The sequence below is a fragment of the Paraburkholderia susongensis genome, assembly GCF_900177725.1.
Taxonomy (GTDB): Bacteria; Pseudomonadota; Gammaproteobacteria; order Burkholderiales; family Burkholderiaceae; genus Paraburkholderia; species Paraburkholderia susongensis.
This window is the reverse complement of the sequence record NZ_FXAT01000023.1, coordinates 18,660-40,053: the sequence shown is the minus strand read 5'-3', so window position 1 is coordinate 40,053 and position 21,394 is coordinate 18,660. Positions and strand designations below refer to the sequence as shown.

General features: G+C 57.8%; 18 protein-coding genes. 12 read left to right on the top strand and 6 right to left on the bottom strand.

Annotated elements, in window-relative coordinates:
- Together B9Z01_RS34340 and B9Z01_RS34335 are read right to left on the bottom strand one after the other, a co-directional pair.
- On the bottom strand, positions 1–2,702 hold a 2,702-nt coding region (locus B9Z01_RS34340), incomplete at its 3' end, for a relaxase/mobilization nuclease domain-containing protein (RefSeq protein WP_143809166.1).
- Entirely contained in the window at positions 2,692–3,051 is a 360-nt protein-coding gene (locus tag B9Z01_RS34335; protein ID WP_085489962.1) for a plasmid mobilization protein, read from the bottom strand. The genes B9Z01_RS34340 and B9Z01_RS34335, both read right to left, overlap by 11 nt.
- 333 nt (positions 3,052–3,384) lie before the next feature.
- Here B9Z01_RS34335 and B9Z01_RS34330 point away from each other — a divergent pair, with 333 nt between their 5' ends.
- Entirely contained in the window at positions 3,385–3,864 is a 480-nt protein-coding gene (locus B9Z01_RS34330) for a hypothetical protein (protein ID WP_085489961.1), read from the top strand.
- A gap of 223 nt (positions 3,865–4,087) precedes the next feature.
- On the opposite strand, the gene B9Z01_RS34325 is transcribed toward B9Z01_RS34330, so the two are convergent.
- Positions 4,088–6,061, bottom strand: a complete 1,974-nt coding sequence (locus tag B9Z01_RS34325) for a ParB/RepB/Spo0J family partition protein (protein ID WP_085489960.1) — start codon at positions 6,059–6,061, stop codon at positions 4,088–4,090.
- A gap of 203 nt (positions 6,062–6,264) precedes the next feature.
- Between B9Z01_RS34325 and B9Z01_RS34320 the strand changes: the two genes are divergently transcribed.
- Complete coding sequence (locus B9Z01_RS34320; RefSeq protein ID WP_085489959.1) at positions 6,265–6,681, top strand: antirestriction protein; 417 nt, start codon at positions 6,265–6,267, stop codon at positions 6,679–6,681.
- A gap of 384 nt (positions 6,682–7,065) precedes the next feature.
- A complete protein-coding gene (locus B9Z01_RS34315) occupies positions 7,066–7,332 on the top strand; it encodes a transcriptional regulator (RefSeq protein WP_085489958.1) in 267 nt (88 codons plus the stop codon).
- Between the two features lie 208 nt (positions 7,333–7,540).
- Here the strand turns inward: B9Z01_RS34315 and B9Z01_RS34310 are convergent, their stop codons facing one another.
- Both B9Z01_RS34310 and B9Z01_RS34305 read right to left on the bottom strand, forming a co-directional pair.
- Positions 7,541–8,164, bottom strand: coding sequence for a hypothetical protein (locus tag B9Z01_RS34310; RefSeq protein ID WP_085489957.1), 624 nt, complete (start codon positions 8,162–8,164; stop codon positions 7,541–7,543).
- Positions 8,161–8,478, bottom strand: a complete 318-nt coding sequence (locus tag B9Z01_RS34305) for a hypothetical protein (RefSeq protein WP_085489970.1) — start codon at positions 8,476–8,478, stop codon at positions 8,161–8,163. Before B9Z01_RS34305 ends, B9Z01_RS34310 begins: the two co-directional genes overlap by 4 nt.
- Positions 8,479–8,818: 340 nt before the next feature.
- On the opposite strand from B9Z01_RS34305, the gene B9Z01_RS34300 reads away from it, so the two are divergent.
- From B9Z01_RS34300 to B9Z01_RS34285, 4 genes are all read left to right on the top strand, one after another.
- Positions 8,819–10,084 carry a hypothetical protein gene (locus B9Z01_RS34300; protein ID WP_085489956.1) on the top strand — a complete coding sequence of 422 codons (1,266 nt, stop codon included), beginning with the start codon at positions 8,819–8,821 and terminating at the stop codon, positions 10,082–10,084.
- Positions 10,085–10,699: 615 nt separating this feature from the next.
- On the top strand, positions 10,700–11,443 hold the full coding sequence (locus B9Z01_RS34295; protein ID WP_244196258.1) for a replication initiation protein: 744 nt from the start codon (positions 10,700–10,702) through the stop codon (positions 11,441–11,443).
- An 837-nt stretch (positions 11,444–12,280) separates the two neighbouring features.
- Complete coding sequence (locus B9Z01_RS34290; RefSeq protein WP_167387621.1) at positions 12,281–13,399, top strand: response regulator; 1,119 nt, start codon at positions 12,281–12,283, stop codon at positions 13,397–13,399.
- Positions 13,399–14,067: a hypothetical protein gene (locus B9Z01_RS34285; protein WP_085489953.1), complete on the top strand. Its 669-nt coding sequence runs from the start codon at positions 13,399–13,401 to the stop codon at positions 14,065–14,067. The genes B9Z01_RS34290 and B9Z01_RS34285 overlap by 1 nt, the downstream gene beginning before the upstream one ends.
- Positions 14,068–14,227: 160 nt before the next feature.
- Here the strand turns inward: B9Z01_RS34285 and B9Z01_RS34280 are convergent, their stop codons facing one another.
- Entirely contained in the window at positions 14,228–14,716 is a 489-nt protein-coding gene (locus B9Z01_RS34280; RefSeq protein ID WP_244196257.1) for an Arc family DNA-binding protein, read from the bottom strand.
- A 438-nt stretch (positions 14,717–15,154) separates the two neighbouring features.
- Between B9Z01_RS34280 and B9Z01_RS34275 the strand changes: the two genes are divergently transcribed.
- The 5 genes from B9Z01_RS34275 to B9Z01_RS34255 all read left to right on the top strand — a co-directional run bounded on the left by B9Z01_RS34275 (position 15,155) and on the right by B9Z01_RS34255 (position 21,377).
- Positions 15,155–17,275, top strand: coding sequence for a DNA topoisomerase (locus B9Z01_RS34275; protein WP_085489952.1), 2,121 nt, complete (start codon positions 15,155–15,157; stop codon positions 17,273–17,275).
- 211 nt (positions 17,276–17,486) lie between these two features.
- Positions 17,487–18,143, top strand: a complete 657-nt coding sequence (locus tag B9Z01_RS34270; protein ID WP_085489951.1) for a lytic transglycosylase domain-containing protein — start codon at positions 17,487–17,489, stop codon at positions 18,141–18,143.
- 46 nt (positions 18,144–18,189) lie between these two features.
- A complete protein-coding gene (locus tag B9Z01_RS34265) occupies positions 18,190–18,495 on the top strand; it encodes a TrbC/VirB2 family protein (RefSeq protein WP_244196256.1) in 306 nt (101 codons plus the stop codon).
- 3 nt (positions 18,496–18,498) lie between these two features.
- A complete protein-coding gene (locus B9Z01_RS34260) occupies positions 18,499–18,873 on the top strand; it encodes a VirB3 family type IV secretion system protein (protein WP_085489950.1) in 375 nt (124 codons plus the stop codon).
- A gap of 11 nt (positions 18,874–18,884) precedes the next feature.
- On the top strand, positions 18,885–21,377 hold the full coding sequence (locus B9Z01_RS34255; RefSeq protein WP_085489949.1) for a VirB4 family type IV secretion/conjugal transfer ATPase: 2,493 nt from the start codon (positions 18,885–18,887) through the stop codon (positions 21,375–21,377).
- Positions 21,378–21,394: the final 17 nt, after the last annotated feature.

Sequence of the window (21,394 nt, the reverse complement as noted above, 5' to 3'; positions counted from 1 at the left end):
GTCTGCCCGAATTTCTGCTGCGCCAAGCGCAGGCCGGTTTCGATCGCGTCCCTGTCAGCCTCCCACATGCGCAGTGACGACCCCTCGTCGACGAGCAACGCAGCACCATCGCGTTTGTAGGTTACGTCGCCGTTGCGCTCCACCTCGTGCGTAATCACGGGCCCGCGATAGATGATCGAATTCTGTTCAACCTGCCGCGCTGGCCGGATCGCGGCCTGTGCGGGATATAACTCTGGTTCGATACGCCGCATGCGACGCAACTCGTGCAGTGCCCGTTCGTCGCCAGCTTGGGCCCGTTCGGTCAGAAAATCCCTGTATCGCTCCGCAAGCGGCTGGCGTGTCGAGGCCTTCAGCGATTCACGTTCGGCGACGATCGTTGCGCGCAGGACAGTTTCCTGTTCTATGCGCGTCATGCGGGCGATCGACACCGCGGCCTTTCTGTCCGCCGGCGACAGCTCCCGATCACCATCGATCGCGGTACGTGCAGCATGGAATGACGACCGGATGGCGGTGCGCCTCGCCTGCTCCTGCATGCCCTGCTCCCTCCACGCAGTTCGATCATGCTCGAGCTGTTGGCCACGGTAAGCCTGAAAATCGCGCCAAAGCGGCACGGCTGGCGTGTGCCGGGGCGCATGCAACGCGTCATGGCCGGTCTGTGTTCGATACGTCTCACGCATCAACTGCGCCGCTTCCGACCACGGCAGATGGACTTCCTTCGTCAGGAAATCCGACACGTTCAGGTTACGGTTGCCGCACTGGATCCGGTCGCTGCCGTCGCGACCCTTGGTGATCGTGTACTTGCCGGGAATAACACCGTGCGAGTGCGCCAGGGTGGCCAGCAGACGACTGGCGTCCAGTGTGCGCTTGATCTCCTGAAACTCGGTCCGCGGTGCATCGCGTTGGATCTCGTGAGCGTGCGCGACGTCTCGCGCCAGCTGATCGCGAACGGAATCGGCTTCGCGGCCTGTCGCCGGATCCGGCCGCGCTGACAGCTGCCGTGCTGGCGCCGTAGCTTCGTGCAGTCGGCCGACGTCGGCCAGCGACTTCACGGCCGCGAGGCTGGCAGGTCGGTCTGCACGATCAAAACGCCCGCTGAAAACGCCCTGCCCCTTCAGGCCGTAATGCTCCCGCGCGAATCGCGCAGCGCTACCGGCGGCCAACAGCCGGCGCGCGCTCGCGTCGGCGTTCTGCCACGCGTCATACATTGTTGCAACGCGTTCGGGCAGTTCGTACGCTGCGGGCGCGCGCCCTACCCCTGCTCCTCCGCCAGTGCCAGCCCGTCGCAATGCGTCATGGCCGTTGGCTTCGCCGTTTCCCAGCTCACGAGGTGCATCAGACGGCAGTAGCACCTGACCTCCCTCGACGTCATGGCCATCCAGATCGAAGCGGGACAGACTTCGCATACCGTCGAAGGATTTGGCCGGCGGTCTTTGGCGATTTGGCTCAGTGTCATGCTGATGATTGAACCGCCGACGGCTGGCTCCGCGTTCGGCGGTCGCGTCGGACTCGCGACCGTCTCTGTCGATGCCTCGCTCTCGATCGGCGTGGCTGCGTCCGCGCTCTCGCTCATCGCCTCGCTTGAAGCGATAGCCTCGTCCCACACGTCCATAAAGTTGTCGTTCTCCGGCACGCCCGGTGTGTCGCTCATGGTCAATCCCTCCTCGAAATCGTTGATAGAAGCGCTGCTCGCGAACAGCCAGCAACTGCCGGCGATCGTCGGGCGACGCGTTCTGATAGAACGGATAGGCTTTGAGATTGCCTCCGTTGAAATACTTCACTTCCTTGGCTCGCACGTCCTGCCATTCGCGCAGCGTGTCGCGCAATACCTCCGGCGTCGGCCGCGGGGCTCCGACCACGTCGTAACGAGGCTCGATGGTTTGCTCGAGCACGGCCCGCTTTTCTTCTGCCGGCAGTTCAACGAACGCACGTGTGAACACGTATTCCTTCAGATTGACACCCTTCCCTGCATCGGCCGGCTTGATGTTCTCGTACTCGGTCTCGCGGCCCGCGTTGCGTGTACGCGTTTCGCCAAACTCGCGCAGTAACGTCCGGAAGTCGTCAACCTGCGTGATGTCGCGCTCCAGCATCGCTTCCAGAATGGACGCTTTCAGTTCGCGGTTTGCCCCCTCGAATGCGTCGCCTTTGTAGCGGCTGATCATTTCCGATGCGCTGGTGAACTCGACGCGCCGGTTGTCCTTCGGACTTGCGAGACCGTACTTGTGGTTGATGTGCTCCTGAAATGCGTCGATGAATTTCGCCTGATGCTCAACCATCGCGAACGGGTCGAGCTTCCGACCGGTCAACAGATTGACCTTCGGTATGACGACGTGGATATGCGGCTTACGCTCGATCGGCTCGCCCGACTTCCGGTCCGCGTAGCTCTTGATTTTCGGGAGATGGGCTTCGGCATAGAAGCAGTATTCGTCCGGCTCGTATGCCGCGAAAGCGAACGCCTCAAACTCGCGCACGATCTCCTCGAGCGTGGCCCGCTCGATGTCGTCCTCCTTGAACGACAACGTGATGGTCTTGTAGCGCTCGGCGTCGGTGTCCATTGACTGGATCACCTCGTTTGCCAGATCGAGGTCGCCGGCGAGAATGACGCGCTCGTCCATCTGGTCTCGCGAAAACTCCCGGTCCTGCTTCTGCCCCTTCTCCAGATATTCCTTGATGCCGTCGTGGCGGCCGCTCACTCTAATCAACATTGCCGAGCGTCGCTTTCAGGTATCGGGAAATCATCTGCAGCTGGTCGAGTAGCTGTTCGTAGGTCGCCTCGGACAGCTTGCCGCGCTTATGCTCCGAATTAGCCCGATGCGCCAGCTGGTTCAGGTTGTTGCTGGTCTTGTTGAAGACATACAGCAGGCGCTTTCGGTCGGCGCTCGCGATCGGCCGAGCGACAACCTGGGTTCGGTTGGTCAGCACGGCATCGCGGAAAAACTCGGACTGCGTACGACCCGACAGCCGCACTTTTTCGAGATACGCCTCGCGATCAGCGTGCGACAGCCGGAAGCTGATCGGCTTGCTAAGCCCGCCCTCTACTTTCGGTTTCGGCATCGCCGGCTACCCCTTCCTTATTCACCACTTCATCAGGACGCGTCGCGGCCCACTTCCCCATCGACTGCAGCGGACTCGCGCACGTCGGGCGGTTTTCCACGCGGCAACGCCGCGGGGGTTTCAAAGGGGATACCCCTTTGGCACGGGTATTTTACGGAGCGCGTAGCGCTCTGTAAACATACCTCTCGTGCCTGTACTTCACCATAAAACATCACTAATATGGCATCTATATCGCGTAGCTATGCGAACCTAAGGCAGACATACTGCATATGTTTTGACGATACTGCACTTGTACGGCAAAATTGCCGCAACATTTCAGCATCCAAGGTAGTGATGGCCGATATCGATCTGAACTCAGCCCTTAGCGATCTCCGCGACCTCGCCGAACACAGTAATCAACGCAGCCAGACGGCCATGCTTGCCGCGTTAATCGATCCGATCGAGGCCGCAATGGCGCGAGGTGTCCCGCGAACAGAAATACTCGAACGCCTTCAACGCAATGGCTTCACGATGAACATGCGCTCGTTTGACAGCGCGCTCTATCGCATCCGGCAACGCCTTGGCAAACTACCTTCGCGCCGCGCACCATCAACTCTCCCGACCCAGCCATCGTCACCCACGCCTTCACCGATGAGGGCGACCAATCCGCAGCACGAACCGGCCTCTACGACCAGCAACCCGACTGTCAAGTCGATGGAACAGATTGCCAGCGAAAATCCGGAAATTGGAAAGAAGGCGCTCCTCGACCTGTATTCACGCCAGTTCACCGGCGCGCCCCAAAATTCGGTGGCGCAGAAATTCGGTACGCGATGATCGAGCGTCGCATATCGCATTTCAAGCGCCTGACCTGATCGCCCCTGCGCTTCGCTCCGGGTCGGCGCTCTCCCCACGCTAGCGCGCGGGTCCCCGTGCGCCTCGATCCGGGCGCGACGGCGCGCGCATGAGTCCGGTGGTCGAATAGGCCAGAGGGCTTACAGGATCGGAGTTTTAAAACGGGGCATCGTCCCATGATGCCCCGCCGATTCAGGAACTGAGGTTATGCGGCCTCGTCGTCCTGCTCGTCGTCCGCATCGAAAACGTACGTTTCCCGCGTCGTGCGGTTCGTCAACACCTCGGGCAGCCAGGTCGTTTCGGCTAGTCTCAACTCGGCCGCCGTCGCTGCGTCGCCCTTCTTCATGCCTTTCAGGTCGTTCGCGGCTTCCGGCGATACGGCTTGCGACACCACTTCCAGCACGCGAGCCTTCGAGACATGATCCAGATAGCGTTCGCGGGTTGGCTTCCAGTACTGCGTCATGTCGACTTCCAGAATGTTCGCAACGTGGTTGATCGCATGCGGCGTGTCACTGGTGCCGATTCCATCGACTGTCGCGGCCACACAGAAGGCGAACAGGTTGGCCATCACGTCCTGTTCCTGCGTGAGCAACCACGGAAGCAACGCATCGAACTGTTTAGGCAACATCGCGGCCCACTTCTTCTGCTCGGCCTCGATTTCCAGCCACGCAGGGCTGTTCGTCATGTCGTCCGCATCGCGCAACAATCGGTCATGCGTACACTCGGCGTTCACGGTGCTTGCCTGCCGCACGTAAAGTCCGCGAAAGTGAGAAGAAAACACGACCGGAATAAGTCGGTTCATCAGTACGGCCAGCGCAACAACCGGATTGCGTGAAAGCTCGACCTGCACGGCTGCTGTGCGATGTGCAGTGAGACGACGACACAGTTTCTCACTGTGTACAGGCCTCGGAATGTCATGAGCTTGCGCGCTGCCTTCCTCCGCAGGGGCAACTTTCGTCCGATCCTCACGCCGGACACGACCGCGCTCGATCACCAGCTTGCCGCTGCCGTCCACAATAACCAGTGCGCCCGCGAACTTCATCCCCTCGGGGTCCCACATCTCAAAACGTGCGGTATAGCTGTCTACCGCTTCTTCTGCCTCGTCAACGTCCGTTTGCAGCTTCTCGACGGCGTCTTCGTCAAGCGTATCGTCGTCGTTTTCGTAGTAGGCATCGAGCTTGGCCTGCGCCTCGTCGCGTGCCGCGACCAGCGCATCGAGCTCTCCTTGTTCCTCTGCGGTACAGGAGCGCATGACGGTATCAAGCGTCCCGAAACGACACAATTCGCTGTAATCGAACTTTGTTCGCGTTTCGACCCAGCCCCAGCCTTCCGCCTGGACTTCCTGCGCCGCGACCGTGAGACGATCTGCGGCCAGTCGATTCAGTAAGTCAGGATCGCTGATATACCCGGCATTCTCGTCATCGCTGAAAAGGTCACGGCGCACGTAGCCTCCGGCTGCTTCGTAGGCTTCGACGCCAACAAACCGTGCAAGCGCACTACGCCTGACGTCAATTTCTGTCTGTGTGATGGCGTTCCGCAGTTCGCGCGGCTCGCGCTGCCATGAATGCTCAGCATCGAACCACAGCCGTTCCTGCAGGTCGTGAACGTCGGTCAAAGCCAACGCCGTAATTTGCTCCATCGTCATGCCATCATCGCGGAACACGTCGAGCAGTTTGGGCGACACATTCGCCAATTTCAGGCGACGATGAACAATCGCAGCCGAGACACCGAACAGCGCGGCGACGTATTCAGCGCTGCGGCCTTCCGAGATCAGCAACTGGAACGCTTCGCACTGGTCGGCGGGATGCATCGGTTCGCGCTGCTCGTTCTCGATCAACGACGCGGCGACCGCCTCCGCCTCACTCACTACCTTCACCGGCACAAGGTACGCGCCCGCAATCCTGCCGCTCGACGCAAGCAGATCAAGCGCGGCGAGCCTGCGCTGACCGGCGCAGACGCCGAGCTTCGGCTGCTTGCCGCGCGAACCCTTCAACACGTGGACCACCATGTTTTGCAAGAGGCCTTTTGCCGCGATGCTATCGGCGAGGCTCGACACGTTGACAGGAGCCTTGCGCCGCACGTTATGCGGCGAGCGGCACAGCCGCGAATATGCGACGTACTGAACAGCGGTTTCGTTACCGAAATCGGTTTCCAGAATGGTGCTTGCTTCTACATTCATCGGGTTCTCCCGGTTAGCGGCCTGGGGCTGAATGCCACGGCCATTAACTACATTATAGGTCTTTTTGCCCTATATTACAACCAAAAACACGCTATTATTTGAATAATATTTGTGATTTTTACGTTGCTTTATAGGTCTTTTTGCCCTATTATATAAGTCATGGCCGGGGCATTCAGCCCCAGGCCGCTAACCGGGAGAACCCGATGTGCAACACCACTGCTGATACGGCCATTACGGCAACGCTCGTTCCCGAAACATCACGCCTGGATTTTTTGCCCCGCTTCTTCGGCAAACACATGATCGGCGAAGCAATGGTATTTAACTGGGCAGACCGCCTTTCTGCTGACTACAACGGGGGGCTGTGGGATTTCTTTACCTTGTCGAACGGCGGTTTCTACCTCGCGCCATCCGTTCAGCTTGACTACCGCGTGATGTGGAACCTGAACAGCTTCGACGATACGATGGGTACGGATGCTTTTGGCATTGTCGTCACCCTATTTGCCTTGTGCCATCTGGCCGAACTTACAGAGGATGAGCCGGTGATAGAACGCTATCACGCACTTCGTGACTATGCTGCAATGCATGCCGAAAGTAGAAAAATCATGCGCGCAATCGACTAACCCGTAACGCTTCCCCGGGCTTCGGCCCGGGTTGTCAGCAAGGCTTCGGGAGTTGGGGACGGCCTCCACATGAGCGGGGCGCGTCCGCCCCTCCTCCTGCAAGCCAATCGGACCCCGGCATACTGTTGACCTAGTGCGCGCGCCGTCGCGCCCGGATTGAGGTGCACGGGGACCCACGCCGTTCAGGCGATGGGGAGAGCACCGACCCGGAGCGTAGCGCAGGGGCAATCCGGTACGGCCTGGACCTACCGCATACCGGGTCGTCCAGCAGCCGCAGGCTGCGCTGCATCCCCGCTTTAGCGGGGCTGGATTACATACCGCCGCGCCGGCGTCGCCATGTCAGGCGCCAACGCAAATCGAAAATCAGAAGGGAGAAAGCAGAGAATGACCACCACCGCAATTCGCTCAACCTGTCTACAGGCCGCCGGCGCGAGCTGGACTCAACCGACCGGTCCAGAAATCCGCGAAGTGCTAAGGCTGGCCGAACTAACGGGTGGCGCCGCGGCTAAACTGCTAGGCTTGAGCGACTCGGGTGGCCGGCAGGTGCGCCGGTGGATCAGCGGCGAAACTGATATCCCCTATTCCGCGTGGGCCATTCTTTGCGACATGGCTGGTTTTGAGAGGATCTGGAATACGGCACCGCTCGAGTAACCGGCGTGCCCGGCAAAAGAAAAATTGGTGAGAGAGCCCGGTGTCTAGCCTGCAGGAGGACGTTCCCGGGCCTTGCGCTCCATATCCCGAACGATCTCGGCCAGATCGGCAGGAAGTGTGACGTTAAAGCTGACCCAGGTGTCGAATGCTGTTCGAACGCTGTTCAGCCACACAGCTTCATAACTTCATAACCTCATAACGTTGAAACTCAGGCCGACTCCGCTTGTTGCGCGTGGAGCTTGAAAGCTTCCGTGATAACGCTGAATGCCCGCCTCGCGGCAATACGCACCGGCCCTGACGGATTCTCCAGGCTCGCTCCAAGCAGCTCTGCCGCTGAATTCACGAACCAGAGTGGCTCGCGAACGACGCGTCCAGGATAGGCCTTGTCCAACCCGTCAATGAGCCATTGTGAGGCAGCTTGCGCATGCTTATTCGTCGACCATGCCGACGGCAATGCGATCGATCCGGGAAGTGCCTCAAGATCTTTCGCGACGGTTTCAATGTCCTCTTCCGATGGCCTGAACGGCAGCACTGCGAGATCTACTATTTCGGCAACAGCTTTGTCGAACGCTGGACGGTTACCACCGCCGTCGACTACAACCCAGCCGTTCTTCATGGCTTCAGAGTGCTTGATGATCTGAGCTAGTCCTTCTGCATCACGTCCATCCATCACAGCATATGGTCGCCCAGCATCCTTAAGGCTCCGATTTGGATCTGTGAGCACGTAGACGGATGGCTGCTTTCTGAGAAACGCTCCCAGACAGATAAGGTGGCTGGTTGTTGACTTGGTTGTACCGCCCTTCTGCCCCGCCACGAAGATCAGGTTTCTCATAAGTTCGCCTTCTCCAGGATTTCCAGCGCAATTTCCTGCGCCGTGATTGAGCGACCCTCTGCTTTGCTTCGCTCAGCTGCTGCGTTGATATAACGGGCCCAAAGCAACACTTTGGGGCGGATCGTAATTTGCCGGGTCGCCTCCGCTTCGCCTTTCTTTTCAGCAGCGACATCCACAGATACAGCCGATGCAGGCTGAGCAGCCGGCGGACTCGGCGACACCGCGACCGCGGCAGGGGCACCCCCAACCAGCGGTTGCATCGCGCCCGACCTGAGCAGTGCCGCCAGATCTTCAGCGTTTCTCGATCGCTTCACGTTCAGCTCCCCCAATTCGTAACTTCATAACTTCACAGCACTTTGCAGCCATGAAGTTATGGCTGCATCCACGCATAACGCTACGGATCATAACATCCGCAAAATCACAACTTCATAACTTTATAAAGTTATGTCGCAAAAAAGAGTCAACTTTACAACGTTACAACCCTTTAGCGTTACAACTGCATGAAGTTTGCACTACGATAGCTCGACGTTATAACTTGATGGCGTCTTCACTTTATAACTGTATGCAGTTATTCAATGCCTACTAGTGCGTTGCACGGCCGTCATCAAGTTGCATCGCCGCAATGCATTCGGAGCGTTATGGCGTTATACAGTTATGACGTTGCGCAGTTATGACGCTAAGATTAGCGTCATAACTTCATACAGTTATTTAGAAAATATTGGTATCCGTGCCGCCAGCGAACCAGCTGCCTTGTTAGGAGGAATCGAAGTGACAAAGATCGAAACGACCGAGCCCCGTCTGTCCACCAACACCTATGCGTTGCTCTCGATCATGGCAGGTGGCATTGGTGCAACATCGGCAGTCGTTACGGCGCAGTTTTTCGTTCTGTGTCTCCAGCACCTCGAGGTCGACCCAAGACTACGAAGCAGTGCATCGGCCGCCGGCGTAACCATGATCGTTGCGGAGTTACTAGTCTTCGGCGTGGCCGGCATGCTGCCGCGGGTGAGTATGCGCGCGCTCCGGCGGCGACTGATCGTTCTCGGATGTGTGCTGTTAGGCTTCGAGGTCACAACTATGTCGACAGCACAGATCGCAATGAACCAAGCCGCGGCGGCTCGCGCCGACGCAACAGCGACGCATATCACCGCTTTGCGGGACTCGATGACTGCTCGACGTGAAGCGCTGCGCTCCCTGCGGACTAGTGCAGAGCGGCAAAGCGAAAGTCGTCACTCGTGGGAGCGCGTAGGCGGTGCGAACTCGCTGAAGGACGTCTTGGAAGCGCAGTCTGTCCTTGATGCACAAGCGCGGGAGCTTGCAAACGCCGAATCGGTGGCGGCTGCCCCCACTTCCTCCGAAGTCCTTGGCAAGCCTGGAATGATCGCCTTCAGTATCGCGCGTGCGCTTCTTCTCGCATCCATCGGTGCAGTGATGTTTGGTGCAGCGGGTGCATTGATGCGGGCTCGCCGAGAGCATTCGACTGCATCGACGCGAGACCGGGCACCTGCATCCCCTATTCCGCCGTTGAATACAGCAGATGACCGTTTTGCTACAGCTGCGACTGCTCCGGCTGCATCTATAGCGCTCGAAGCCATCGCTTCCATGCAGTTACCCACGGCGGTCGCTGCGATCAACAAGGTGCACGAGGAACCGGTGCACGTACCAGTTCCAGTGAGCAGCCAAGTCGATGCAGAGACATTCGATGCAGCCTGTGAAGCGCACGATGCGAGGTTTGCAGCGACCCGCGATGCAGTGCGATCCGGGCGAGTCAAGCCGAGTTTGCGCGCTCTGTATCGATTCTGCGGCGCATCTCAGGGCGTTGCGACTCGCTATCTAGCGAGACTGGAACAGGCGGGGGACATCGAGAGAGCAGGGCGAGGTTACGTGCGGTGTACACGAACTCAATTGACTGCTGCTTTGTAAAACGGTCCGCCGGTAACCTTCGTATGTTGGATAACGTTTCACGAGGAGAATGGTCTTGGCTTTTCTTTCTCATTTGGGCAAGCCCGAAGGGCGCGTCAGGCCGAAGGCAAAGGCCGTGGGGAGACGGTGGGCGGGTGCGGGACCCCGGGCCAACGGACCGGGGCTATCCACACCCTTGTGGTGTGGATAGCGCAGCCGTCCACGGTCGGGCGCGGGTGACACGAGAGAGGCAAAGGGGCGCTTCTAAAATGAAAGTTATCCACAGGAGGTGGAGTTTTTCCCTTTGTTGATATATTTGTTCTTGTTTGTAAACCTTGTTTGTATACCTGTTTGTAGGATCCCTCAAAGCCTTGCTGGATAAGGCTTTGCCGTGAGCTATTCTGACAAATTCCGGGACAGTCGGGCGTTTTCCGGGGTAGTCGGGCGTTTTCCGGGGTGTATCTGACAAATTCCGGGGTAGTCGGGCGTTTTCCGGGTATGCGCTCATTTTTTAAGCAGCTCGGCATTGCGCCGACCTGTAATCTGACATATTGTTATGGCCGTCAGGATAACCCAAAATTTGTCAGAATGAGCACTCTTGTTGACCCAGATGAACCCGCCACACACGAGCGGAGTGTGACGATTAAGAACGAGCTCGTTCGTCGTATCCAGCGGATGAAGTTGTCGGAGAAGCGACTCCTCGCACTGGCTATCGCGAAATGCAACCCGAAAGCCAAGATTTTGAAGGATCGGGCCATGCGAATGGACCCGACGACAGGTGAAGCTCCGGGCTGGGTCATTCGCGTAACGGTTAAAGAGTTCGTCGAAGCGTATCCGCACATTGAAGCCAAGCATGCCTACACAGAGCTGAAAGAAGCTGCGGAAAACCTCTTTGAGTGCAAAGTTGAGTGGGACGAAGAGGTTGTTGAGCGAGGGAAGAAGTCGACCAAACATCGTGTTGTGCGGTGGATATATGAAAAAGTCGATACGACAACCGCAGGATGGGTGGATATTAAGTTCGCGCCCAGCATTGCCCCGTACCTGCTCGGTATCGAGAGCGAGTTCACGAAATACAAACTCCGTCATGCGGCTGATCTGAGATCCATCTATTCATGGCGTTTGCTCGAAATTTTGGCGCAGTATCGCGATACTGGTTTTGTAACCATTGGCTACGACGCGTTTTGCCAATCAGTAGGAGCGCCGGAAAGCTGTGTGAAAGATTCGGCCCAGCTGCGCCGTCGCGTGATCGAGCCGGCAGTGAAAGAGCTACAGGAAAAAAATGGTCTTGCCATCGAGTGGGAGCCAATCGTACCGGCAGGCCGCAAGGTCACGGGGTTCCGGTTCAAGTTCAAACCGGATCCGCAAGGACGGTTATTCTGACATTCACATCTGGTGTCAGGCTACCCCGGAAAATGTCAGATTAGTGGCCGGTCGACACTAAGATGGTGTCGACGGCAACTCGCCGTAGACCGGGATGTCGGCAGCCACTGGTAACGTCGCCAAGCTTTTCATCAAACACGACGCGCCGTTCCGTCGCGCGCGCCATAGCGAGTTCTCGCGCACCCGAAAAATTCCCGAGCTATTCGATTGGCTACTCTGACTTCTTGACAAGAAAGTCAATGATTCGCCATCTAATTTCACGCCGCGCTGATATTTGTGATTATTTGTGAAAAACATCAGTATTTAGGAGATGGGGTGCGATGCAATACATGCTAGTCTCGGAATTTATAGCCAGTTGTCAAAAAAAATCTGACGCCTAATTACGCAGCGTTTGCATTTCTATGCGATCCGCATGGAAAGACTGCTTGCTGTGTTACCAGACAACGCTTTTATATCTGCTTTTTTGTTAATTATCTTCAATGCAGGACTAATCTTATTGCTCACCAGGTAAAAATTTGGCAGCCTTTGGGACTGCTGATACGCCTGCGTTCGTTCTCGTCCATATTCCCTTGTTATGGCCTGTTGTCGTTGCAATTGACCGTTCGAGTCGCATTTGCATACACGGCAACAATGCCCCGAGGGTGAAATTAGGTCAGAAGGTATTGCGATGATCAAGTCAGCCCACCGTATTTCTTGGGGAATCGTCGTATGCACGTTGCAGGGAAGGTCAGTAACTACCGCTACGCAACCCGGGATGGTTGGGTTAGATTCACTCTCGGCTCGGAAGCCGATGGACTAGTATGGGTTAGCCGAATTCAATACCAAGCTGGTAAATCGGTGGATAATCGGTACGTCCTGCTGAGCACACTCACCGAAGCCAAAACCTTTCTATCGTCGGAACGAGATTGCGATCTCGGTGCCGAAGCATTGGCCGACTTGTCCAAGTCGCTGCTTCGCTATTTCGATAGCCAAATCGACGTACGCCCGGAAATTCTGTTTGTCGATGACGAAGAGATGGCGTGCAAATACTTTCCACGTATGTTCCTCGGTGACTATAAAATCGTTACCGCAGGTACATTCGACGCCGCAACAGCACTTCTTGAGCGCTACGCCGGCACGCTACGCTTGCTGATCTCTGATCAACGCCTCTCATCACACGGAGGCACCGAGCTACTGTCTATCGCTCGGAGGCAATACCCGTGGATCGCACGCACAATCTGCACAGGTTACATGAGCCTCGACGACACCATTGCGTCAATAAACGATGGCGGTGTGCAGTACTTCCTTTCGAAACCGGTTGATGCGGATGCGTGGAGAAAACTCGTCCAGGACGGAGTGCAAAAGGGTAGGGCGAATTGGGCGAACCACCAGTTGCTGCAAGAGAATATGTTGGGTTACCTGCAAGACTTGTTGATACATCGAATTACCGCTCTGCAGGTCGCTGCCCTTAACGTCGAGGAACTCAAGCCAGATTACATCGATGTCTATGTGCGGGTCGCAGCTCAGCTTGGTCGGCGTCGAGATCGTTACCTTGACTGGTCACAAAGCGATTACTCAACGGTCATTGCGCAGGAGGCAAATCGCACGGGTCAGTTCGTTTGCCAGGTCGCCGCAGCGCTAGGCGAGCATGGATCGGTGGTGCGGGCCCTGATCGAAAGCGAGACCCCCGAGTTAGGGGAACTCGCGCGGCGTTTGCCGGACTTGTTTGACTATCGTGACAACAGGCTGGTCGTCAATGATGCGGAAGCAATTGTGGGGGCGCTTCTCGGGCATGTTGCGCAATTGACTACGCAGGAACAGGTGCATTGGTTCATGTTTGTTGTGGTGTGCGCGCAGAAAGGGCTAGAGCCACTGTTGGAGGCCCACGAGGGCGGTGCGGCGCTATACCTCGTGCCGCTGGCTGATTCGAGCCAGTCACTAGCTAGTGCAATTCATGCGCTCAAAGGCGGCGAGTGATGACGCGGTTCGATTCTGTGGCGACGCACATTGAGGCTGCTAGCGTGATGTTTCAGCGCAGCGCGTCGCAAGCGAAGATCGCAGCCAGGTTGCGGGCGATAGCGGAAAGTCTAGGGGCAACCGGGTGCCTGCTCTCGCGTGCACACTGCCGTTTTCTCAGCAAACGGATTACGTGGACGCGGCATTCCTATGTGATGCTGGGTAACGCGCGGACGCTCGAATTTGCTCGCGGAGTCGAGGATCGGTTGGGCCAGATTGCCGAAGCGTTTAATGAACCCTTCCGGCTCAGTGAGGCGCTTCCCATTGTGGGGCCGGTATTTCGAGAGACTACATCGGCGCTGGGGCTCGTGATACCGTTGCCAGGAGGAGGGTACCTCTTCTTCTGCAGTCCGACCGCGAAAAATGAGTCGGACCTTTGGGGAAGGCGGCACGCGTTTATGCGTCTTGGCGCGGAGGCGATGCAGGCGCTGGACAGAATCAGCGCTACTTCGTGTAGCTTCGACGGTGTGGATGCCCACATCATCAAGTTGTCGCGCCTACAATATCCAATCAAAAGGATCGCGGACTGCGTCGGCCTTTCCTACAACGCCGTAGCAAGACATCGAGAATCTATTTGTGCGCGTTTAGATCTCGCTACATTTGACGATGTCCTAATGTCCCTCGCCTGACGGAACGGCTTCAAAGAGTTTTTAACAAAATCGCCTTGACGTTACCAAGCTTCGTGCTCTGGTGAGCGCACTCGAATACCACAATTCTCAGAAAAAAGCAGTGGGTAATTTTTAGAAAATTACCCACTGACGTCACCACCACCGCTACGTCATAGTGTCACTACTGCGGCTTCTGCATAGCAGCGTTGATCTTTTCGACCAGGCTCGGCAAAAGAGTTTCAAGCGCTTGCTGCGTCAACAACTCAGGAATCGTCATTTTCGACAAGACGTCGCGAAGGCTCCCTATCCACCCGGGATACAGGGAAGTTTCGAGGCGCTCGACAATCTCTTCGTTGATCGTTTGGCCGCGGTCTTTGGAGGCGCTTTTGAGTTTCTGGTATAGCGCGCGCGGCAGACGGTAGTGAGCGCTGTGTGGTTCTTCGGACGATAAGCCGAGTTCTGCGAGCGTTATTTCTGCCAGCAGAGCGTGAACGGCCTCAGCTCCGATCGACTCTGGATGATCTGACGATGGCGTGGACGCAAAAGTCGCTTCAAGCCGCCATGTCAATTCGTTGTTGAGCGACCGACGATTCCGTTGAGCCCTCTCTCTAAGCTTCTCGTATAGAGATCGAGGAAGCCGATACTGCGAGCGATGTGTGTCGTCGATCATTGTGTAAAATTGACATCGGCATGGCACTAATTTATAGTGCCATTTAGGCACTTAACTGGCGTGCTGAATTTAGAGGTTCGGATGAAACCTGTTGTGAGATCGCAGTACCGGTTACCTGAGGAAATCGATGGCTGGCTGACTGGTCGCGCCGAGCAGAACTTGCGCTCGAAGAACGCACAACTCGTCGTAGAACTTCGCGAGGTAATGCGTCGCGATGTAAAGGAGCAGGGCATCGGCTCATCGGCAGGAGGCATTGCACCAGGGAAAAAAAGGGCAGGACGATAGGGTAACAATGAAGCGGCTGACGTCGGTGCTGGTAACACCGACGTCAGCCTGGCCACAATTTCGAATGGGATCCGACTATATGGCTATCGCCATTATAGGTGTAGACGTGCGCGTGCTCTATGTGCTCACCAAGGCTAAAGACGGTGGGTGCGAATGAAACGCTTGTTCATTGCAGAAAAATCCAGTCTCGCACAGGCTGTCGTCGCCGTTCTGCCTGGCGCACCGGAACGTAAAGGCATCGCAACGAAGGTTGGCGATGACTACTTCATCCCCCTTGCGGGGCACATCCTCGAGCAGGCCATGCCGGATGAGTACCTTCCGGATGACGTGCCCCTGAACAAGGCCGGCAACAAGGTATGGCGCGCATGCGACCTGCCCATCGTGCCGCCGGAGTGGATCCTCCATCCATGCGACGACAAACAGGCAACCGTCAACGCGATTGCGACGCTGCTTCCGCAGGTCGACGAGGTGATTCACCTGGGTGACCCGGACGCAGAGGGGCAGTTGCTGGTCGATGAAGTCCTGATGTTCGTGGGTAACAGCAAACCTGTTCGTCGCCTGCTCGTTGACGACTACAACGAAAAGAAGGTTAGGGAAGCGCTGGCCACCATGCGCGATAACGACGAACCGCAGTTCCGCGCGTGGTACAGGTGGGCTTTGGCGCGATCGCATTACGACTGGCTGATTGGTCTGAATACCACGCGGGCCGCGACGATTCGCGCTCGCGAGCTTGGCTATGACGGCGGCCCACTAACTGCGGGCAGTGTCCAGACGCCGACGCTCAAGCTCGTCGTCGATCGCGACCGCGCAATCGAAAATTTCAAGCCGATTCTTTTTTTCACGTTGTCCGCTGCATTCACGCATGAGCTGGGCGAATTTCGGGCGAACTGGAAGGCCGGGGAAGAGCAGGGTGGTCTGGACGATGCAGGCCGGCTGGTCGACGCGACGATTGCACAGGAAGTGGCCGTACGCCTGTCAGGCAAGGCCGGCACGGTCACTGCCTATGAAAAAGCGGAACGCAAGGAAGCGCCACCTGTAACGCTTTCGCTCCACGAGCTCACGATGATCGCGGTGGCGAAGTACGGCTACACCGGGACGGAGATTCTGGACGCGGCCCAGGCGCTGTACGAACAGTACAAAGTCACGAGCTATCCGCGGACCGACAATCGCTACCTCTATGACGTGAAGCACGAGGATGCGCCGGCCGTCATGGCCGCGTTGGCGCAAAACGTTCCGGCGCTCGCGGAACTCATCAAAGGTGCAGACCTGGCCCGTAAGTCGTCCGCGTTCAACGACAAGAAAATGGAAGGGCACTCGCACCACGGCATCATCCCGACGGAAGGCGTTGCGGACCTGTCAGGCCTGTCCGAGATCGAGCGCAACGTGTACGACCTGATCGTACGCAGCTATATCGCGCAGTTTTATCCGGCTGCAGTATTCATGCAGACCAAGGTCGAGGTCACTGTCGACGGCGAGTGCTTCCGGGCGAATGGCAAAACCCCTGTGTCGGCGGGCTGGCGAGACGTGTACGCACTTCCCGACGAGGATGCCGCAGACAGCAACGCCGACAGCGGCGACGACAGTGCGTCCGGAAAGCAAACGCTGCCGGCCATGAAAGAGGGCGATGCTGCGAGCTGCCGGCAATGTGATGTCGCGAACCGCAAGACGACGCCACCGGCACGCTTCGACGAAGCGACCCTTCGCGCAGCGATGGTCGACCTGCACAAGTATGTAACGGATCCGGCCGCCAAGGCTCGTCTGAAAGAGGGCGCTGGGATCGGCACACAGGCGACGCAGGCCTCGATCGTTGAAGGCCTTCGGGAACGGGCGTTTCTGACGCCGGTGAAGGGCAGCAAGACGAAATTCATGTCGAGTTCGCCCGCTCGCGCCCTGATCGATGCTCTGCCGGGACCAGTGAAGGATCCGGCGATGGCGGGCATGTTCAAACTGGCCCTGGATGCAGTGGCCAGTGGCGCCATGACGTACGAGGCGTTCATGGAGCGCAATGTCGCTTTCATCACAAAGGTGGTCGGTCAGCTGCGCACGGCAGCGATGAACCTGCCTGTTGCTCCATCGGTGCCATGCCCGAAATGCAAGGTCGGTCTGCTGCGCAAGCTCAAAAGCGAGAAGGGGCCTTTCTGGGGGTGTTCCAACTTTCAGGCGGACCCGAAGTGCACGGCCTCCTATCCGGACAACGACGGCCAGCCGGATTTCACGGTGAAGCCAAAAGTGAAGGGCAAGGGCTTCGGCTTCAAGAAGCCGGTGGGGGCATGATGGCCAAGCAGGCTGAAGACCGTTCGACCGTTGACATGTTCAGCCGACCGCGTGGCCGGCCCCGTAAGCAGAATCCGCTTACGCCAGCTGAGCGCGCACGACGTTTTCGCGAGCGACGTCGCGTATTTCCCGTGATGAGTAACGAAAATAACGAAGAATCCGAGTGCGAAGTGTGCTGCATGCCTCCCGACGCTACATGCGGGGTGTGCCGATGATTCCCGTCGACTTCAACACGCTTGCGCATCAGTGCGCACCGAACGTGCATCCGACCACCCTGCAGGCGATCGTGCGGACGGAATCCGGATTCAATCCGTTCGCAATCGGCGTCGTTGGTGGACGTCTTGCGCGTCAGCCGCGGAATCAGGCGGAAGCCGTCGCAACGGCGAAGGCGCTGGACGCACAGGGTCTGAATTTCAGCATGGGGCTTGGCCAGGTCAACAAAGCCAACCTGGCCCGGTACGGCCTGACCTACGAATCGGCATTCGATCTCTGTGCCAACCTGAAAGCGGGCGGCAGCATTCTCCACGAGTGTTATACGCGTGCGGCTTCGCAGTTGGGCGCCGAGTCCGCATTGGGCGCTGCGATCAGCTGTTACTACAGCGGCAATTTCACTCGCGGTTTTAAGGCTGATCAGGGCGGCACGAGTTACGTACAGCGTGTCTCTTCGAACGCGACACAGGCCAATCCGGCGATCGCGGCAGTTCCGGCTATTCCGGTCATTCTCGACAAAGGAGCGGCGAAGAAGGCTGTCGCTCCGCGGTCGCGCAACCCGACACCTCTGACCGGTACGGAACGAGAGGCCTCCGGATCAGAATCCGCGGGGCCGAAAAGTGCCGGATGGGACGCGTTCGGAGATTTTCAGAAGTAGTCAACCAGTCGGCAAAGCCGACATTTTCTATAGGAGTAGCACCAACGTGAAAACCACACAAAACACGACGAAGCACACCTTCGCAGTACTAATCACGATTTGCGCCGCACTGGCCACGCTTCCGGCGCATGCCGGCGGGTTGGATTCTGGAACGACCGCCGTAACAAATTTCAAGGTTTGGCTTTACGGCCTTGCTGGCATCGGCGCCGCCATTTATCTGCTCTATAAGGCCGTGGAATGCTGGGGCGAGCGAGCCAGCTGGGCGGAGTTTGGGAAGGCCGTCGCATGGGTTGCTGCTGCGGGCGCGACTTCGGTGCTCGCTCCGTGGGCATGGAATCTCATGGTGAACTGACCTATGGCCGGCAAAAAGAAGTACTCAGCCTACGCCGGCCTCGCTCGCGTCGCCTCGGTATATGGCGTGCCGTTGATGCCGTTGCTGGTCGTCGCGGTTGCTTCATTGGCTGTGGCGATGGTCGGCGCCGCCATTCTGGGCCCAGGCGGGCTGGCGTTCGGTGCCCTGGGTCTTCCTGTTGTGCTGTTCTTCCGCCAGATGTGCGCGACCGACGATCAGGCGCTGCGCATCCTCTGGCTGGAGATCCTGTGCGTGTTGAGGCGGCGCAACTGGTTGAAGTTCGGAAAGACGTTGACATTGGCGCCGATCCGCTACGGACGCTCGCTAGCTGTGTATCGCCGACCGTTCAGGAAAGCGAAAAGGGTCCAGATTCCCTAAGGAATATCAATATGCAGGCACGAATCACAAGCGCTTTTGGCAACATTCCTCCGATCGAAACATGGCTACCCAAGATCGGTAGGCCCGTCACGCCTCGCGTCATCAATATGGAAGATGGGCGCGCGGCACTGGCCATGCGACTGACTGGTATTCCTTTTGAATCGGCGAGCGACGAGCTGCTGGATAACCAGTTCGAAAACCTCAGCGGGATCTTTGCCGGCCTCGGACGTGATCACGGCAGCAACCTGTCTATCTGGACAACGTTTCGCCGGCGAAAGGTCGAATTCGGGCAGGAATACGCATTCTCGTCCAGTTTTCTGCAGCAGTTCTCGAACAAGTACCTGAGCCGGTTTCGCGATGGTGAATACTACGAGAACTCATTCTTTATCACGCTCGTTTTCAAGTATTCGGACTTCGACGACGGGATCAAGACCATCGAGCAACTGGGCGACGAAGCGTTCAAGTCGTTGCGTGACTACGACCCGGAATACCTCGAAGTCTATGAGCGCAACGGTATCCAGTTTTCGAACAGCTACAGGTTCATGGGTGAGCTGATCAACGGTGTAGAAACCCCGGTGCCAGTGACGGCCGCGCCGGGATACGAAGCGATTCCCGATTCATGGCTCCACTTCGGCTATGACCTGCTGGTCATCCGGACGGAGATGAAGGAAAAGTTCGCCGCGTGTTTCGATCTGAAGGATTTTCCGGATGCGGGCTGGGGCCAGCTGAGCCCACTGCTGACGCTCAATGCCGAGTTCACCATCACGCAATCGTTTGGCTGCATGACCGCCTATGACGCTGACAAGGCACTCGGAAGCCAGATCAACAAACTGGAATCCGCTGGCGATCGCGCAAAGCATCAGGTTGTCGAGATGAGCGAGGCTCGCGGATACGTGAGCTCGGGTGAGCTCGCATTCGGCGACTATCACGGCGCGCTCGTCGTGTACGGCGACACGGCAAAGCAGGCAAAGGAGAACGGCGAGCTCGTCAAGGTGCGCTCAAAAGGGGAGTGCGGCGTTGGCTGGGTGAAGGCCACGTTGTCGGCACCCTTCACGTACTTTAGCCAGATTCCGGGTGCAAAGACCAAGCCGCGGCCGATGCCGAAGACTTCGAGAAACCTCGCAGCCACGTTCAGCCTGCACGACTATTCGGCCGGCAAATCGCGCGGCAACGCGATCGGCGACGGCTCCGCAGTCATCCCGCTGCAGACCGCCTCGAAGAAGCTGTACTGCTTCAACTATCACGCCACGCGGGACGATGAAACGAACATCGGCGAAAAGGTTGCCGGGCATACGCTGATGCTTGGCTCGACGGGCGTTGGTAAAACGACGATCCAGCTCGCCATCCTGTCGTTCTTCATGCGCTTTGATCCGATGCTTTTCGGCCTCGACTTCGGCAGGGGTATGGAGATTTTCTTTCGGGCGATCGGTGGTACATACATACCGCTCCAACGCGGCGTGCCCACTGGCGCCGCTCCGCTGGCCGACTTGCCTGATACGCCGACCAACCGCCAGTTCCTGTATGAGCTGGTGAATACGTGCAGCCGGGACCAGGACGGGAAGCTTTCAGCCGAGGATAAAAAGACCATCAAGACGGCTGTGGATACAGTCGTCGAACTGGAAGATCCGCGCTTGCGTACGTTCAGCCGTCTTCTCGAGTCGATTCACGAGGAGGGCGGTGACAGCCTCTATCTGCGTCTCGGCCGCTGGTGCCGCGCTGCGGACGGCCCGCTTGCCTGGGTGTTCGACAACCCGGCCGGATCCATGATCGACGTCACCCAGCAGCGGCACGTGTGCTTCGACGTTACCGCGTTCCTGGTCGAGGGCTACGAGCCGTCGGAACCGCTCTTTGCCTACCTGTTCCACCTGAAGTCGCTCATGCAGCGCGGTGGCGGATTGATGGCGACCATCATCGAGGAGTTCTGGGCAGCGCTGAAATTCCGGATGACATGGGAAATGATGGAGAAGTCACTGAGCTCCGGCCGGAAGGAAGGCGAATTCGTCGTGCTCGTATCACAGCAGCCAGAGCAGGCGATGAAGAGCAACATTTTCCCGCAGATCCGCAGCCTGACGGCGACGAAGATCTTCCTGCCGGATCCCGAAGGAAAGCTCGATGTGTACAGGGAAGTGAACATGACGGAGAAGGAGTTCCGCGAGTTCGCGAAGCTTTCGAAGTCGTCACGGACATTCCTTGTGAAGCAGAGCAATCAGTCAGCGTTCGCGAAGATGGATCTGTACGGCTTCGATGATGAAATCGTCGTGCTGTCCGGCAACCCGGAGAACGTCGCGCTCATGGAAAAAATCATTGGCGAGACCAGCGAGGATCCGGATATCTGGTTGCCAATCCTGCAGGAACGTGTGTTTGAGGCCAACGTCCGGAAGAAGCTGATTCTCGAGCATGGCAACGATCCGGCCGTCTACATGCCGGCCCTCGAAAAGGCGATGCAGGAGCGGCGAGCACGCCGCGACGCTGTTACCAGACCGTCGCGTCCCAAAGCGGCATAACGCGGTCATTTCACGGA